The sequence below is a fragment of the Aquimarina longa SW024 genome, from assembly GCF_001401755.1.
Classification (GTDB): Bacteria; Bacteroidota; Bacteroidia; order Flavobacteriales; family Flavobacteriaceae; genus Aquimarina; species Aquimarina longa.
This window is the reverse complement of record NZ_AVQK01000026.1, coordinates 92,634-110,644: the sequence shown is the minus strand read 5'-3', so window position 1 is coordinate 110,644 and position 18,011 is coordinate 92,634. Positions and strand designations below refer to the sequence as shown.

General features: G+C 29.5%; 15 protein-coding genes. 9 read left to right on the top strand and 6 right to left on the bottom strand.

What is annotated here, in order from left to right:
* Positions 1–136 precede the first annotated feature (136 nt).
* The 4 genes from N456_RS06985 to N456_RS06970 all read left to right on the top strand — a co-directional run bounded on the left by N456_RS06985 (position 137) and on the right by N456_RS06970 (position 4,837).
* Positions 137–685: an RNA polymerase sigma factor gene (locus tag N456_RS06985; protein ID WP_062055321.1), complete on the top strand. Its 549-nt coding sequence runs from the start codon at positions 137–139 to the stop codon at positions 683–685.
* Positions 682–1,245, top strand: coding sequence for a hypothetical protein (locus N456_RS06980; RefSeq protein WP_062055319.1), 564 nt, complete (start codon positions 682–684; stop codon positions 1,243–1,245). Before N456_RS06985 ends, N456_RS06980 begins: the two co-directional genes overlap by 4 nt.
* Complete coding sequence (locus N456_RS06975; protein ID WP_062055344.1) at positions 1,226–2,314, top strand: hypothetical protein; 1,089 nt, start codon at positions 1,226–1,228, stop codon at positions 2,312–2,314. Before N456_RS06980 ends, N456_RS06975 begins: the two co-directional genes overlap by 20 nt.
* A gap of 303 nt (positions 2,315–2,617) precedes the next feature.
* Positions 2,618–4,837 (top strand): response regulator, encoded by a 2,220-nt coding sequence (locus tag N456_RS06970; RefSeq protein WP_062055317.1) that lies wholly within the window; start codon positions 2,618–2,620, stop codon positions 4,835–4,837.
* Positions 4,838–4,942: 105 nt separating this feature from the next.
* On the opposite strand, the gene capB is transcribed toward N456_RS06970, so the two are convergent.
* The 3 genes from capB to N456_RS06955 form a co-directional block, all read right to left on the bottom strand.
* Positions 4,943–6,202, bottom strand: coding sequence for a cysteate-C-fatty acyltransferase (capB, locus tag N456_RS06965; protein WP_062055315.1), 1,260 nt, complete (start codon positions 6,200–6,202; stop codon positions 4,943–4,945).
* 267 nt (positions 6,203–6,469) lie between these two features.
* Complete coding sequence (gene capA, locus N456_RS06960) at positions 6,470–7,510, bottom strand: cysteate synthase (protein ID WP_062055312.1); 1,041 nt, start codon at positions 7,508–7,510, stop codon at positions 6,470–6,472.
* A gap of 86 nt (positions 7,511–7,596) precedes the next feature.
* The gene (locus N456_RS06955; RefSeq protein WP_062055310.1) at positions 7,597–9,732 is read right to left on the bottom strand and encodes a S9 family peptidase; all 2,136 of its coding nucleotides are present in this window, start codon (positions 9,730–9,732) and stop codon (positions 7,597–7,599) included.
* A 68-nt stretch (positions 9,733–9,800) separates the two neighbouring features.
* Between N456_RS06955 and N456_RS06950 the strand changes: the two genes are divergently transcribed.
* Both N456_RS06950 and N456_RS06945 read left to right on the top strand, forming a co-directional pair.
* Positions 9,801–10,127, top strand: coding sequence for a YbaB/EbfC family nucleoid-associated protein (locus tag N456_RS06950; RefSeq protein ID WP_062055308.1), 327 nt, complete (start codon positions 9,801–9,803; stop codon positions 10,125–10,127).
* Between the two features lie 30 nt (positions 10,128–10,157).
* Positions 10,158–10,607, top strand: a complete 450-nt coding sequence (locus N456_RS06945) for a thioredoxin family protein (RefSeq protein WP_062055306.1) — start codon at positions 10,158–10,160, stop codon at positions 10,605–10,607.
* Between the two features lie 61 nt (positions 10,608–10,668).
* On the opposite strand, the gene N456_RS06940 is transcribed toward N456_RS06945, so the two are convergent.
* Positions 10,669–11,772 carry an OmpA family protein gene (locus tag N456_RS06940; RefSeq protein ID WP_062055304.1) on the bottom strand — a complete coding sequence of 368 codons (1,104 nt, stop codon included), beginning with the start codon at positions 11,770–11,772 and terminating at the stop codon, positions 10,669–10,671.
* Between the two features lie 248 nt (positions 11,773–12,020).
* Between N456_RS06940 and N456_RS06935 the strand changes: the two genes are divergently transcribed.
* A complete protein-coding gene (locus N456_RS06935; protein WP_062055302.1) occupies positions 12,021–12,341 on the top strand; it encodes a YegP family protein in 321 nt (106 codons plus the stop codon).
* A gap of 95 nt (positions 12,342–12,436) precedes the next feature.
* Here N456_RS06935 and N456_RS06930 read toward each other — a convergent pair whose 3' ends face one another.
* Positions 12,437–13,456, bottom strand: coding sequence for a threonine aldolase family protein (locus N456_RS06930; RefSeq protein ID WP_062055300.1), 1,020 nt, complete (start codon positions 13,454–13,456; stop codon positions 12,437–12,439).
* Between the two features lie 119 nt (positions 13,457–13,575).
* On the opposite strand from N456_RS06930, the gene N456_RS06925 reads away from it, so the two are divergent.
* Together N456_RS06925 and N456_RS06920 are read left to right on the top strand one after the other, a co-directional pair.
* Positions 13,576–15,285: a helix-turn-helix domain-containing protein gene (locus tag N456_RS06925; protein WP_062055297.1), complete on the top strand. Its 1,710-nt coding sequence runs from the start codon at positions 13,576–13,578 to the stop codon at positions 15,283–15,285.
* A 141-nt stretch (positions 15,286–15,426) separates the two neighbouring features.
* Positions 15,427–15,624 (top strand): hypothetical protein, encoded by a 198-nt coding sequence (locus tag N456_RS06920; protein WP_062055295.1) that lies wholly within the window; start codon positions 15,427–15,429, stop codon positions 15,622–15,624.
* Between the two features lie 256 nt (positions 15,625–15,880).
* On the opposite strand, the gene N456_RS06915 is transcribed toward N456_RS06920, so the two are convergent.
* Positions 15,881–18,010 carry a peptidase domain-containing ABC transporter gene (locus N456_RS06915; protein WP_062055292.1) on the bottom strand — a complete coding sequence of 710 codons (2,130 nt, stop codon included), beginning with the start codon at positions 18,008–18,010 and terminating at the stop codon, positions 15,881–15,883.
* Between the last annotated feature and the right edge of the window lies 1 nt (position 18,011).

Genomic DNA, 18,011 nt, shown 5'->3' with positions numbered 1-18,011 from the left:
CCTAATGATAGAAAGGGTTTATTATAGGTTCTTAATTTACATTTCAATTGTTATGCCATAAGTTCTAAAAAAAATATTCTAAAACTGTAACAAAGTATAGCAATGCATATCTTTATATAAAAGTAAATTATATTTTTTGTCACTAAGCGAATTAAATACAGAACAACTAATAGCTAAATGTCGAGAGCAAGATCAAAATGCGCAGCTCGAAACATATAACCGATACTATAAAGCAATGTATAATACGGCATTGAGAATCATAAAAGATACTGTAAAAGCAGAAGATATTATGCAAGAAGCATTTTTGACAGCATTTACAAAATTAGCAATGCTAGAAAATAATGCTATGTTTGGTGCTTGGTTAAAAAGGATAGTAATCAACGCTAGTTTAACAGAATCTCGTAAAAGAGATATCCATCGCGAAGTAGCTATAGAAACTATTGAATATACGCTTACAGAAGGTAATGGAATTATAGAAGAAGATTTAGCAGCCATAAAAGTAAACACTGTAATAAATACATTAAAACAGTTAAAAGATAGTTATAGCACTGCATTATCACTACACTATATAGAAGGATATGATTATGAAGAAATCTGTCAGATTATGGATATCTCATATTCTAATTGCCGAACACTTATTTCACGTGCAAAAGAAAGTTTACGAAAAAAATTACAACCTGTATGAAAACGAATGAAATAGAAAAGGTGTTTGAACACATGAAAGGAAAATTAGACATACATGAACCCTCTAATGATCATAAAGTAAAGTTTTTAGAAAAATTACAACAACAAAATAAAGTTGTAACAGTACAACAACCTAAAAAAATAAACTGGTATAAATCATTAGCAATAGCAGCTTCAATTGCACTATTGTTAGGAATAACAGTAATGACATATACTTTTAATCCAAAACAAGAGACAGAACTAGCTAATGTTTCTTTGCAAATGCAAGAAACTCAAAGTTTTTTCACCTCTGCCATTCAGGCGCAACTTGAAGAAATTGATAAGGCTTCATCTACAGAAACTAGAGAATTGGTATTAGATGCAATGAATCAATTAAAAAAATTAGAATCTGATTATGAAACACTAAAAAAAGATCTTTTTCATAGTGGAAATGATAAACGTGTAATTAGTGCCATGATTAAAAATTTTCAAAAACGTGCTACCTTATTAGAAGAAGTACTTGAAAAAATGAATACTATTAATGAATTTAAATTACCGAAAAATGAAAACCAAATACTATAATATAATACTCTTACTTCTAATTTCTACTACAATATTTGCTAATAATGGAAACCTAAAAGGGAAATATACAAAAGAAAAAACGTTGAAAAAAAATTTTGTAGTCACTCCTAATGCATTATTAAAAATTAATAATGATTATGGAAACCTTGATATTACTTCTTGGAATGAGGATAGAATTGCTATAGAAGTTAACATTAAAGTAAGTGGTAATAATGAAGAAAGAACTCTTAAAAAACTAGAATCTATAGATGTAGAATTTAGCTCCTCTCCACAACTGGTAAGTGCTAAAACTATTTTTAATAAAAGTAATAGCTCTTGGTGGGACAAATGGACTAACTGGAATGAAGGTGTAAACATGAAAATCAATTATACGATCAAGATGCCAATAACTAATCATATAGATCTTAATAATGATTACGGGAGTATTACTCTTGATAAGATAAAAGGTAATGCAAAAATTAATTGTGATTATGGGCAAATTATTTTAGGAGAATTATTAGGTGACAACAACTATATCAATATCGATTATACCAATAATAGCACAATAGCATATATAAAAAATGGTAAAATTAATGCTGACTACTCTAATTTTGAGGTAGCTAATAGCGAACATATAGATCTTATTGCAGATTATACACAATCTAAATTTAAATCTATAAATACTATAAATTATAACTGTGATTATGGTGGGATTCGTATAGAAAATGGAACTAAAATAACTGGAGATTCTGATTATGTAAATACTAAAATCGGAAATGTATCTAAAGAATTAAGTATAAACTCTGATTATGGATCTATCGATATTCGCTCTTTGCAACCATCTTTTAAAAATGTAACTATAAAAACAGATTATACAGGTCTTACTATTGGATATGAAAATGAATGCACTTTTGATTTTGCTATTAAAAATTCTTATGGAGGTATCAAACTAGATGAAAGTATCAATATCAAAACAAAATATATCAAGGGTTCTAAAAAAGATTACCTAGGGCATTATGGTAATAATACTAGTGGAAATACAATTAACATTACTTCTAGTTACGGGGGAATTAAATTAAGAAAAAATTAATAGCATTAAGAAATCTTAAGCACATCCATCATCCATAGAATTAGTCATTTTCCTTTGTAGAAATAACTATTAACAAATACAACTGTTTATTAATTTACAATATAATGTTACTTAATATAAGAGTTATTTACATTTATAAATCTGTATAGCCCTTAAAAAGATATTAAAGAGTATATATAAAATATCATAAAATTATATGATTATCAGTCAAATTACGTTAATAAATCAATACAAAAATAAAAGTTAGTGCTTATTTAACTATATTAGTTTCTCGCCATTTGTCAGAATTTAATATTTTATAAAATGCATTTACACTACTTTATTGCTTTTTTCTTCTTTTTTATTGGCAATTCATATAGTTTTCAGCAAAAAAAGGAGTTCTTAGAAAAAAATCAAATAGAAACAACTTTAGATTCTATAGAATATTGGATAGAAAATGATTATCTAAAAAATGCTATGGAGATAATTGATAGCACTGAAAGAATAGTTTTAGATAGTAATAATGATAAATATATTGCCCGTATATATCGATTAAAAAGTGCATTATCTCTTTATCTGAGTGAAATAGATGAGTTTAAATCATACCTAGATAAAGCATCTGACTGGCAGAAAAAAGTTAATGATCAATATGGAGCTATCTTTATAAATAACCTCAAAGGAATATATCATGTTGCAATCGAAAATGATTTAGATCAAGCTATTATATACTATACTAAAGCAATTGATCTAGGGAAAAATATTAAAGATGAACAAAAAATGATTGATATTTATTACAATCTTTCAAGTTCTTACTACACAAAAAAGGATTGGGAATCCTGTTATACTACTTCTTTAAAAGGAATTTATCTAGCAAAAAAATATCAAAAAAACTCTAGATTGATGCGACTTTATTATTTCTGTGGCATGTCTAGTGCCAATCTTAAAGAATATGATACTGCTATTGAAATTTTAGAGAGAGCAAGTAAAATCCCAACAATAAAAAATGGTCCTACAAAAATCTCTTATACTCCTATATCACCTATATACCTAGAAGGGCTCGCCCGTGTATATGGACAAAAAAATCAGCATGAAATCTCTAATTCTTATTATAGAAAATATACATCTATATTATCTAAGACGTATAAAGATTTTCTAGATAAATACACTAATAGCCTAAAATACTATAAAGACGTACAAATAAAAGAAAGCGAAAATGAAAAAATCCGTATAGAAAATGAATATCAAAAAAAACAATTAATACTTAATAACTACCTGATACTAGCTGGAACAGCTATCATTTTAGCACTAATTTTTGTAGTTTTCTTACAATACAACAACTCAAAACTCAAAACAGAAAACAACAATTTATTAAAACAAAAAAACGATGAGCTCTTTAATGCAAAAAAAGAAATAGAAGATGCTTATAACCAAAAAATACTATTTATAAATAATATAACTCATGAACTTAGAACTCCTCTACATGCAGTTACAGGAATATCTCATTTATTAAACAGCGAAAAATCTACTCCAGAAGAACAAAAAAAACAAATAAAAATGTTACAGTTCTCAGGAAGGTATCTATTAAGATATATTAATGACATTATAGAAATGAATACATCAGGTAGCTATAATGAAGCTATATTAAAAAAAGGAGATTTTAATCTTACCTCCCTAATAAATGATATTAAAGAGTCTATTGATTTTTTTATTATAGAAAAAAACAACAATACTTTTAGATTTTCTGCTAATGATAATTTACCACAGAATCTCATAGGAGATCCCGAATGTTTATCCCGAATAATAATCAGTTTAATGTCCGGAGTTTCGGATTATTTAAATAACGAAGAAATATGGTTTTCGGTAAAAAATCTAGGAATAGAAAATTCTAAAAACAAAGTTTTATTCTCTTTAAAAAATAAAAAGACACAATTTTCTGATAAAAAATTAAATGAGTTAAGGTATCTACTAAAAGAAAAAGATCCTTCTATTATTTTTAAAGCTATATCAGATAAAAATAGTAATACATCTTTAAAATTTTTAGTAACTAATAAGCTATTATATAAATATCATAGTCATTTACGAATCAACTCTAAAGAAAAAGGGATGGTTTTTGATTTTGAAATAGCTTTTGATGTAGAACCGAATAAAAATATAGAAGTTTATGAAAAGGAGGAAACAGATAAAAGTAACATACGTATTCTAATTGTAGAAGATGATAAAGTCAACCAGCTAATTGTATACAAAATTATTACAGGATTTGGTTATGCTTGTGAAATAGCTTCTGATGGGTATGAGGCAATAAAGAAAAATAAGAAAAATCAATATGATCTTATTTTTATGGATATAATGATGGATGGTATAGATGGCTTTGAAACAACTCGTAGGATTAGAAAATTAGGTATCAAATCACCTATTATTGCTCTTACCGCAATTTCTGAATCTGAAAACAAACATTTTTTTAACGAAGTAGGTATCTTACGAATCGTAAATAAGCCTTTTGAACCTAAAATGCTTTTAAAAGAAATTGAAAATTCACTAGTATAAATATAAAATTATATATACTTACTTAAGTTCAATAATCACAAACTCTATCAAAAAAAAGACTGTCAAAATATTTTGACAGTCTTTTTTTTATAACATATATTATATTTATTCTCCCATTGCCTCTGCTATGGCAGCAGACATACGTTTATATGTTCCATTTTCTAATCTTTCTCGTATCGCAGAAAATGCATTTAATGTTTCTTCTATATCTTCCATAGTATGAGAAGCTGTAGGGATTAATCGTAATAATATTAACCCTTTAGGTATTACTGGATATACTACAATAGAACAAAAAATCCCATGATTTTCTCTAAGATCTTTTACTAAAGCCATAGCTTCTGGAATACTTCCTTTTAAATATACTGGTGTTACACAACTTTGTGTAGTACCTAAATCAAAACCTCGTTCTTTTAAGCCATTTTGTAATGCATTAACATTATCCCATAGTTTAGCTTTTAATTCTGGCATTGTTCTAAGCATATCTAAACGCTTAAGAGCCCCTACAACAAGTTGCATCTGAAGAGATTTAGCAAACATCTGAGAGCGGAGGTTGTACTTTAAATAATCTATAATCTCCTTATCTGCTGCTATAAATGCTCCTGTACTCGCCATAGATTTAGCAAATGTGGCAAAATATACATCTATCTGATCTTGGATACCTTGCTCCTCTCCTGTACCTGCTCCAGTTGCTCCTAATGTCCCAAATCCATGAGCATCATCAACAAATAATCTAAAATTATATTTTTCTTTTAACTCTACAATCTCTTTTAATCTTCCTTGTTCACCACGCATACCAAAAACACCCTCAGAAATCAATAAAATCCCTCCTCCTGTTTTTTCTGCCATTTTTGTGGCTCTCATCAAGTTTTTATCAATACTTTCTATATTATTATGCCTATACGTATAACGTTGTCCTTGGTGTAGTCGAACTCCATCTATAATACAAGCATGCGCATCTACATCATATACGATAATATCATCTTTACTTACCAGTGCATCTATTGTAGACACCATTCCTTGATACCCAAAATTTAATAGATATGATGCTTCTTTATTAACAAATTTTGCTAATTCATCTTGTAATTGCTCATGTAAATCTGTATGCCCGCTCATCATTCTAGCTCCCATTGGATATGCAGAACCATAGGCTTTAGCTGCTTCGGCATCTACTTTACGAATTTCTTCTTTATTGGCTAGTCCCAAATAGTCATTGATACTCCAGGTAATAACTTCTCTGCCTTGAAACCTCATTCTATTTGATATAGGACCTTCTAACTTAGGAAAAACAAAATATCCTTCTGCTCGATCTGCCCATTTTCCTAATGGTCCTTTGTCTTTATAAATTTTATCAAATAAATCTCTCATTTATCAAAAAATTGTTTCTTATAAGTGTGCGAAAATACGTAAAATTGATTTGATGACATAATTATATCTTGTTTGACTTTTAGAAAGTTCTATTTTAACAAAAGAAAAACTTATAACAAATAATTTTGCATCTATTATGTTAAAAAAGAATCGAAATCAAAAACTATTAACCAAAAAAAAGTTCAGTAAGCGTTAGCTTTTTGAACTTTTTTTTATAATTATCATAATAACTATATCTTTTTTTTAGAAATAGTCATTATTTGTTTTCTATTTTATGAATTGTACATCTGTAGCATCAATTTCATTCTTACTATCAAAAAAGCCTTGCTCTGACATCCAATCATCACTAAATACCTTACTCATATATCTTGATCCATGATCAGGAAGAATTACAATAACATTACTATCACTATCAAATTCTCCTTGTTCGGCAAGCTGTTTTATTCCTTGTAAGGCTGCTCCACTTGTATATCCTAAAAACATACCTTCTTTCTTAACTAACTCTCTAGCAGTGTGAGCACTATCTTCGTCACTTACTTTTTCAAACTTATCAATAACATCAAAATCTGTTGCTGATGGAATGAGGTTTTTCCCTAAACCTTCTATTCTATATGGATAAATCTCATCTTTATCTAATTCTCTTGTTTCATGATACTTTTTTAGAACAGAACCATAAGCATCAATTCCTAAAACGCGTATATCCTTATTTTTTTCCTTTAAGTATCTAGCAGTACCCGAAATAGTTCCTCCTGTTCCACAGCATGCTATAAAATGGGTAAGCTTACCATTAGTTTGATTCCAAATTTCTGGTCCTGTAGAATTATAATGTGCATCAATATTTAATTCATTAAAATATTGATTTATGTATACCGATCCTTTTGTTTCTTCATGAAGTCTTTTTGCCACCTGATAGTAAGACCTTGGGTCATCTGCACTTACATGTGCTGGACACACATATACTTTGGCTCCCATATTTTTCAACATTGCGATCTTATCCTTTGAAGATTTAGAACTGACTGCAAGAATACATTCATAACCTTTTATTACACTCACCATTGCTAGACTAAAACCAGTATTACCACTAGTTGTTTCTATAATAGTATCTCCTGGCTTAAGAATGCCTTTTTTTTCAGCTTGTTCTATAATGTAAAGTGCTATTCTATCTTTAGTGGAGTGTCCTGGATTAAAAGATTCTATTTTAGCATAATAATTACCAGGAAAACCTTTCATTATTCTATTTAGCTTTACTAAAGGAGTATCGCCAATAAGCTCTAAAATATTATTATAAGCTTTAATATCTTCTCTCATATAGTTACTTATGTTTTACAGATTTATGAGATCATAAACTCACTAACTGCTACAAAAACGGTACGAAGTTACACTATTTTTTTTAATTACTCTTCTATACGTTCTAAATCTAATAAAAATGCATATTCTTCTGCTACTTCTTTAAGAGCCTCAAACCTCCCCGAAGCTCCTCCATGACCAGTTTCCATATTAGTTTGTAATAACAATATATTATCATCAGTCTTTAATTCTCTAAGCTTGGCTACCCATTTTGCAGGTTCCCAATATTGTACTTGAGAATCGTGTAACCCTGTAGTCACCAGCATGTTTGGATATTCTTGCGGAACTACATTATCATAAGGAGAATAGGATTTCATATAGGTATAATATTTCTCATCATTAGGATTTCCCCACTCGTCATACTCTCCTGTTGTTAGAGGAATACTATCATCTAGCATTGTAGTAATTACATCTACAAAAGGTACCGAAGCTACTACTCCATTATACAATTCTGGAGCCATATTAACTATTGCTCCCATCAATAGACCTCCCGCAGAACCTCCCATAGCGTATAAATGATCTGAAGAAGTATATCCTTGTTCTATAAGAAACTTGGAACATGCTATGAAATCAGTAAATGTATTTTTCTTTTTAAGTAGTTTCCCTTCGTCATACCAAGATCTTCCTAAATACTCACTACCTCGTATATGTGCTATTGCATATATAAAACCTCTATCTAGCAAACTTAATCTTACTGTAGAGAAATATGGATCTATTGTTGATCCATATGATCCATAGCCATATTGTAACAATGGATTTTTACCATCTTTTTTGATTCCTTTTTTATACACTAAAGAAACAGGTATTTTTGCACCATCTTCTGCTATTGCCCATACTCTTTCTGATATATAATTATTCTTATCAAATTCACCTCCGAGTACTTCTTGTTCCTTTTTTATTTCTTTTTCCTTCGTTTCCATATCAAAATCGATTACAGAATTAGGAGTTGTTAAAGAATTATAGGAATATCTAAGAAGTTTAGTATCAAAATCTGGATTAGTACTTACATAAGCCGTATAGGTCTCATTATCAAATGGGAGATAATAATCTGCAGTACCGTCCCATCTTTTTATATTAATTTTATTAAGTCCATTATCTCGCTCACTAATCACTAAGTAATCTTTAAATATTTCTACATCTTCAAGCAATACATGTTCTCGATGTGGTATAACATCTTTCCAGTTTTCTTTGACTGTATTACCTTCAGAAACCTTCATTAGCTTAAAGTTAGTGGCTTTATCCGCATTCGTCAATACATAAAAAGAATCTTCATAATGTGCTATACCATAATCTAGCCCTCTTATTCTTGGTTGAAAAACTGTAAACTCGCCTGTAGGATCGTCAGCTCTTAAAATTCTATATTCAGAAGTAAGTGTACTACTAGATCCAATAACTATATATTTTTTTGATTTAGTTTTATAAACAAATGTGTGAAAAGTATCATCTACTTCATTAAAAACTTCTACATCTTCTGATACTGGGGTTCCTAAGGTATGTCTAAAAATCTTATCTGAACGTAATGTTTCATCGTCTTTAGTAGTATAAAACAAAGTCTTACTATCTGCTGCCCATGTACTTCCTCCTGTAGTAGTTTCTATTGTTTCTGGATATACAACTCCTGTCTCTAGGTTTTTTATTCGTATTGTGTACTTACGCCTACTAATTGTATCTACACCAAATGCTACAAGTTTATTATCTGGGCTAATATTAAGTCCTGATAGCTTAAAATAGCTATGCCCTTCTGCCTCTATATTACAATCAAAAATAATTTCTTCCTTGGCATCTAAAGTTTCTTTTTTTCTAGAATATATAGGGTAATCTTTTCCTTTTTCATAACGAGTTAAGTACCAATACCCATTTAGTTTATATGGAACCGAAGAATCATCTTCTTTTATACGACTCTTCATTTCTTCAAAAAGAACTTTCTGAAATCCTTTTGTATGAGCAGTCATCTTATCATTATAATCATTTTCACGCTCTAAATAGTCAATTACTTCTGGGTTTTCTCGATCATTTAGCCAAAAATAATTATCAACACGTAGATCATTATGTTTTTTGAGATTTGTTGGTTTTTTATCAGCAATAGGAGTTTGAACTTTAGTATTCAATGTCGTCATGGTCTTATTTTTACACGAAGCTGTAAAAATAAGAGATATTAAGAATATAATATAACGTGTTTTCATAATAATCTTGTTAGTTTATTAACAACCAAAATACTAATTTTGTTTTTATAAATTTTAAAAAATATACTATGTTTGGAGACATGATGGGAATGATGGGTAAATTAAAAGAAACTCAGCAAAAAGTAGAAGAAACTAAAAAAAGGTTAACTACTATTATTGTAGATCAAGAAAGTCCTGATGGTTTATTAAAAATCTCACTAACCGCAAATCGAGAAATCAAAAATATCACTATAGCTGATCAATTGCTAGAAGATAAAGAACAGTTAGAGGATTATCTAGTTTTAACTTTAAATAAAGCTATTGCTAAAGCTACGCATGTTAATGAAACAGAATTAGCTGCTGTAGCTAAGGAGGGTATGCCTAATATCCCTGGGTTAGATAAATTTATGGAATAATTATTGTTTAATAAAAAAGTAAAAAATATAATGAACAAAATTTTTATAATTTTTAGTTTTTTAAGTTGTATCGGTTTTTCTCAGGAAACTCAAAAAGAAGATATATGGTTATATGATTTAGAATTAGCTAAACAAGAAGCTAAAATTGGTAAAAAATCAATTCTATTATATTTTAGTGGAAGTGATTGGTGTGCGCCCTGTAAGATGTTAAAAGAAGATTTTTTTGATCATAAAAAATTTAAAAATTATAAAAATTCTTTTGTTCCACTTTTTATCGATATTCCTAGAAATAAGGATCTTCTTACGGATAAGCAAAAAAAACATAATAATGAATTATTAAACAAATATAATAAGAACAAGTCTTTTCCTTTACTTATTGTTTTATCTCCAAAAGGTAAAATTCTTGATAAAATATCTGGTTATAGTTCTCTTAGAGATCCTAAGTTTCATTTTGAATTATTAGATAAATTTTCTAAATAAAAAAATAAAGAGGTTGTGCTTATTAGTACAACCTCTTTGTATTTAGACTATCCTTACTTTTTTATTGAATTAATCTAAATTCTGTTCTTCGATTAGCTGCATGCTCTCTTTCTGTACATGTTACACCATCTGCACATCTATTTTTAAGTCTTGATTCTCCGTATCCATTAGCTACTAAACGGCTTGAATTAACTCCTTTAGAAATTAAGTATGTTACCACCGATTGAGCTCTTCGGTCTGATAAATCCTTATTACTAGTCTTAGATCCTCTCGCATCAGTATGAGAAGCTATTTCCATTTTAGCCCCAGCATTATTTGCTAATACAGGCATTAATCTTGTGTCTATTAAACTTTTTGCTTTAGAAGTTAAAGTAGCACTCCCTAAATTCCAATTAATTGGTAAAGCAGAATATTCTACAAGAGAGCACTCTACTTCTTTCCATGTAGTTAAACCTCCTTTTTGGGTCAATACTTCTTTAGTAACATCTTCAAATGTAGCTGGGATTATTTCTTCTTCTGTATATGCATCTTTAACAAGAACTGTCTTAGTTATTGTTCCATATTCTGCAGGAATAACTTCTTCAATAATTTTTGCTGGTTCGACAACAACTCTCTTTGTATAAGTTCCATTTTGTTCTGATATAGGACTGCTTTGTGTTGATGCATCTGAGCTTAATGTTTTTACAGGAATAGTTGTAAATTCTGCAGGGTATCCCTTATAACACCAGTAACGACAATCATCTGGGTTTCCTGAAGCACAATCAGGAGCTGGTGCACCTAACTCCCATTGAGCAAAAGCGGGCTTTATTTCTACTGTTTCAGAATCATTCCCTAATTTTGCTGAAATAACTTTTAATGCAGAAGCTTTCTGTTTTTTTATAAAAGTTACTGTTGTAGTTTTATATTTTGCAGGAACAACTTTTATTTTTTTTGACTCTTCTTTAATAATTACTTTCTCAGTAATCGTCTTATATTGAGCAGGGAAAGTTTTAAGTTTTTTATACTCTGGAGTAATTTTTACTTGTATTGTTTTATTTTCATAAACATCTGGAGTGGTGCAACGAACATAGCATTTTCCTGGTTTTGGGTTTTCTGGCAAGTCTTGCTGAGCATACAAATTAGCTCCCAAAAAAATTAGGATTGCTCCTAAAGTAATCTTTTTCATAGTTAAAAGGTTTTAAGTTAAATTTATGTGAATTTACTGAATTTAACATTTAATTACGAAATTATATAGTTTTAAAATAAAATGTTTTTTGCGTACATTAAAGAGTTTTATTTTTTCGATAATTTGTAATTTTAATCGATAAAATACCTAGTGATTTTATAATTATAAGAATACTCTAGGTTTTTGTTTTTTCCATTTAATTATATATTTTTAGCAAAAGCGAAAAAATTAATTAAAAACCTTATAGTATGTTTGAACTCAAAAATAAAGAAGGGTCTAGTTATCATTTTACTTTAAAAGCAAAAAATGGGCAAGTAATCTTAAGTAGTGAAGTTTACAATAGTAAATCAGCAGCAGAAAATGGAATATCTTCAATTAAGAAAAATGCTTCTGATGATAATAAATATGAACGAAAAACTGCAAAAAACGGAAAATTCTATTTTAATCTAAAGGCTGGTAACGGGCAAGTAATAGGTAGTAGTCAAATGTATACTTCTGAGTCAGGGATGGAAAATGGAATCAATTCTGTTAAAGAAAATGCTCCTGATGCTAGCACAAAAGAAATTTAATTTTTAAGAAAAGGAAAAAATCTTTAAAAACTATATTTTATAGACAAGGCTCTACATTTGATAGAGCTTTGTTAATTTATTTTTTTCGTAAAATATTAAAAATATTCGTTGTTTAATATATCTAAAAAATATTCATGCATTTCTTGAGTATAGTCTAAATGTGTAACAAACCTTAGTTTTCCTTGCCCCATACTGTAAAAGTGGCAATTTTTTGTAGCCATTTTGGATATAAAATTCATTTCATCTCCATTTATCTTAAAAATAATGATATTCGTATCTATAGGTTCTACTGATTCTACAAAATGTAAGTTTTCTAAAACTTTGCCTATTTCTTTAGCTCTTCTATGATCTTCTGCTAGCCTCGTAATATGATGCTCTAGTGCATATAATCCTGCGGCAGCCAAGTATCCAACCTGACGCATCCCTCCTCCTAAAATTTTTCTTATTCGAATTGCCTTTTCCATAATTGCAGCATCTCCTACTAGAACAGATCCTATTGGTGCTCCTAACCCTTTACTTAAACATACAGAAATCGTGTCAAAAACCTCTCCATATTGTTTAGCTTTCTCTCCTCTTGCTACTAAGGCATTCCATAACCTTGCACCATCTAGATGATACCCTAAATTATGATCGTTACATACTTGTTTTATTTTTTTGATCTCTTCAAAATCATAACAGGCTCCTCCTCCTTTATTAGTTGTATTCTCTATGCACACCAAACTAGTCAGCGGACTGTGATAAAAATCCGGAGGATTAACCGCTTCTTTTACCTGAGATGCAGTAAGCATACCTCTATGACCATTTAATAATTTACACGAGACTCCACTATTAAAAGATACTCCTCCCCCTTCATAATTATACACATGAGCATAGTGATCTGCTATTAATTGTTCCCCTGGTTGTGTATGAAGTTTTATAGCTGCTTGATTCGCCATACTACCTGATGGAAAAAATAAAGCACTATCCTTACCAAACATATCTGCTATCTTTTCCTCCAATACATTCACAGAAAGATCTTCTTTATATACATCATCCCCTACCTCAGCACTCATCATAGCAGCTAACATTTGGGAAGTAGGTTTTGTTATCGTATCACTTCTAAGATCTATTTTCATATTACTTCTAAATATTCTGTTTTATAGTATAATCAACTGAACTGATAAAAATAATCTATTTTAGCAGACGTTATTCATTTATCATCCAAAAAATGGATCTTTTGATATAAAGTTTTATTATGTTTAAATTCTTTTGTTTTTTACCACTACTTCTTTTTACATATTCTTCTTTAATAGCTCAGGTCGAAACCGATTCTTTACAACAAAAGTCATACGATGAGCTTCTAAATTTATATAATCATTACTATGAAACAGATTCATACCTATCAAAAAAAATGATTATTAAATATTTAAAAAAAGCAAAAAAAAACAGAGACACTTTTCATATTGCCGAAGCCTATTATCATTTGTATAATACTACAGATAACCAGTACAAATTAAACTATGCGGATAGTATTATTGATCTCACTAAATTTACACAAAACAAAGATTTTCCGGCAAGAGGTTATTTTAGAAAGGCTCAATTTTTCTTATTCGAAAAAAGAGATATTAAACAAGCATTACTTTTTTTAAATACATCTCGAGAACTTGCCAAAAAAAATTCTAATACAAAACTATTATATAGAATCGAATATTATATTGGGATTATACAAAGCGAACACCTCGATGAGAAAGAAAAAGCAATACAAATTTTTAAAAAATGTGCCAATTTTTATCACAATAAAACTGAAGGCAAATATGCTTCTAGATACTTATACACATTATATGCTATAGCAGAAACCTATATTGGGCTTAAAAAATATGATTCTGCTACATATTATAATATGAGTGGCTACGATAAAGCTTTTAAAAGCACAAACCCTAATCTAAATTCAATAAAAACATACTTCACTCTTTGTGAAGGTATTAATCAATACAACCAAGAGAACTACGCTGCTACTATAGATAGTATTGATATAGCTCTACCAAAAATAGTAGAGGATAAAGATAAATCCAATACTATCGACAGTTATTTCTATTTAGGGAAATCATATTATAATCTTAATAATAAAGAAAAAGCAATCTTCTATTTTAAAAAAACAGATTCTATACTCGAAACTTTAAATTCTATCCCTCAATATAAACATATAAAAACGTATGAGTATTTAAAAGAATATTACAAAAAGATTGATGATATACAAAATCAAAATATATATCTAAATAAGCTAAACTCTGTTCTTGATCAGTATTTAAAAGATCGAGTTTTTATTAGCAGAAAAGTAAAAGAAGATTATGATATTCCTCTTTTATTAGAGGAACAAGAAAAACTTATTAAAAAATTAAATAAAAAAGAAGAAACCTATATCTCTAGTATAATCTTATTAGGTATCATATTAATAATATCAATTGGTCTGATATATTATCAGTATAGAAAAAAAAGAGTATATCGTTCTCGTTTTGAAAAATTAATAAAAAAACAAACTACTATAATCAAAACAACTAATGATATTAAAGTTGTCTCTTCTGATAAAACAATACAAGTACCTGAAAAACATATTACAGATATTATAACTAAATTAAAAGAGTTCGAAACTCAACAACGTTATCTTACACCTGGCATTAGTTCACAATCATTAGCTAATGAAATGAATACTAATGTCAAATATTTATCTAGAGTGATTAATCATTATAAAAATAAAACATTTACATCTTACCTAAATGAATTACGAGTTACTTACGCCATAAATGAGTTAAAAGAAAATCAAACTCTTCGTAAATATACTATTAAAGCAATTGCTCATGAAATGGGATACAAGAGTGCTGAAACATTTTCTAATGCTTTTTATAGACAAGTAGGGATCAAACCTTCATACTATATAAAAAATATTGAAAAAACAGATAAAGTGTAATAACCTAGAAAAAAGAATCTTAAAATTTTATAGAAACACGAAATTCCAGAATTTCGATTAGCAACCTATAAATCTCCATAGTAAAGCTTTCTGTTTTTTATACTTTGCACCTCATTAATTCTTAACTTTAAAAAAGTCATAATGAAAAAACATCCAAAAAAATTAACACTTAAAAAACTAAAAATTTCTAAACTTAATCAGCTAAATACAATATTTGGTGGTGGAGAACCTATAAGAGGAACAAGATCTGATAATGCTATCAATAGTAGTTGTATTTCTATGAATAATTGTACAATAAAACCAAACAATCCTTTTACAAGACCTAATAGAGGTATTTAATTAATAAAAAAGTAAATTATACTCCTAACGCTTTATATTAAAAAATCATTAGGGGTATTTTTTTAAGAAACGAAAGCATTTATAAAGAAACATGTGTGTTTTCAGAATCCAAAACATCTATTAATTGGGATAGTATCAAAAAGTTACATCCTCGATATTTTTTGTGACACACTTAATGAGATAATATCATTCTTGACACTATCTGATATTTTACTTGCATATTTCACAAAATAACATTGTGTCTATTTTTTCTTCATTAAACCGCCACAGCAACACTGGGCATATTAACCTCTGTAAGTTCTCTATTCTGTAATGCTAATACTTGATCCGCCATAGCAATAGTATCTGGTCTATGCGCTACAATAATTCTGGTAATATTTAATTTTTTTACGGTATCATTAACTACAGATTCTAATCCTACATCTAGATGTGAGGTGGCTTCATCCAAAAATAATATTTTTGGTTTCTTATATAGTGCTCTAGCTAATAACAATCGCTGTTTTTGCCCTCCAGACAAACTACTCCCCATATCACCTATTAGTGTATGATACCCCATAGGCATTACGATAATATCTTGATGTATCGCTGCCATCTGTGCACATTGTTCTATCCATTGCTGATCAAACTCTGGGTCAAAAAAACAAATGTTATCTGCTATACTTCCTGATAATAACTGATCACTCTGCATTACTGTACCAATTAAGTTTCGATACGACCGCAGCCCTACCTTACGTACATCATATCCATCTATTTGTATAGAACCTGTTTCTGGGGTAAGTAGTCCTAGCATTATTTTCATTAAAGTAGTTTTTCCACAACCTGAAGTGCCTATTATTGCCACAGAAGTTCCTTGCGCAATTGTATAGTTAAGATTTTTAAACAAATAAGGTTCGTTATCAGAGTATCTAAAACTAATATTTTCTAAACTAAGTTCTCCTTTTACTTGTAGTAATTGTCTCTGACTATCAATATCTTTTTCTTGTTGGGTAAGAATAATATCGCCCAAGCGTTCCATATGTAAAGAAAGCATTTTAAATTGTATGAATTTATTAACCAATGCAGAAGCTTTTTCTGTAAACTGACTTTTATAAGACATAAAAGCATACAGCATACCGATAGTCATCAAACTATCCATCACCAAAGAAGCTGCTAGATAAATTACTACAATATTTTCTACTCCAAATAAAAACCCATTAATAAAGGTATACCCTATGTCTAGTTTTCCTATCCGGATTCCGGTATTCATAGCATCTGCATAATAATTATGCCATACTGTTTGCCGTTGACTTTCATTACCAAATAATTTAACACTCTGGATACCTCGAACAGTTTCCATAAAATTAGAATTCTGCTTAGCATCCGCTACAATGGCTTCTTCTTTTAATTGTCTGTAAGGTCTATACAAAACGAGTCTTACTATACTATACAATGCTACTGCCACTACTACAATAAACCCTAGTGTACTACTATATATAAACATCATCACTAGGAGTCCTATCGCCATAATACCATCTACAATTGCTTCGATAAGCCCTGTAGTCAATAATTGCTTTACATCTTCTAATGACCCAAATCTAGAAATGATATCCCCTATGTGTCTTTTTTCAAAATAATCAATTGGCAATTTTAGCAAGTGCCGTAATAAGTTAGCTGCCATCTGGATATTAAGCTGTGTACTCATATACAGGATCACTACTCCTCGTAGTGCGGTTACAGCCAGACTAATAATTTTCATCAAACCAAAACCTAGTGCTAATATCAATAATAAATCAAAATCTCTACTGATGATAACATCATCAACTGCTAATTGCATATAAAAAGGTGATGCAATAGCAAAAACCTGTAGCAATAAGGATAATACTAAGATTTGTATCAATATTCTTTTTAACCCTGTGATTCTACTCCAAAAATCAGAGAGCTTTGCTTTTTTTATATCTTTTTCGGGTTTAAAGTCCGGTGTTGGAGTTAGTTCTAGAGCTACCCCAGTAAAATGTTTTGAGACCTCAGCCAGTTTTAGTGTTCGGACTCCAACTGCTGGATCATGAATCGTAACTTTATTCCCTTTTACAGATTTAAGCACTACAAAATGGTTCAGATCCCAATGTAGTATACAAGGTTTCTTTAATTGAGAAAGCTCTTCGAGTTCTAAGCGTAATGGTCTGGAACTAAACTGTAAACTATCAGCCAATTTAATCAATCCCTGTAATGTAGCTCCTTTGGAAGATATAGAAAACTTACGCCGTAATCCATTAAGATCTAATCGATGTCCATAATAATTAGCTACCATTGCTATAGAAGCTAATCCGCACTCTGCTACTTCTGTTTGTATGATAACGGGAACTCTTTTTTTCCAACCATACTGTAATAAATCGATAGGGTTTTCCATA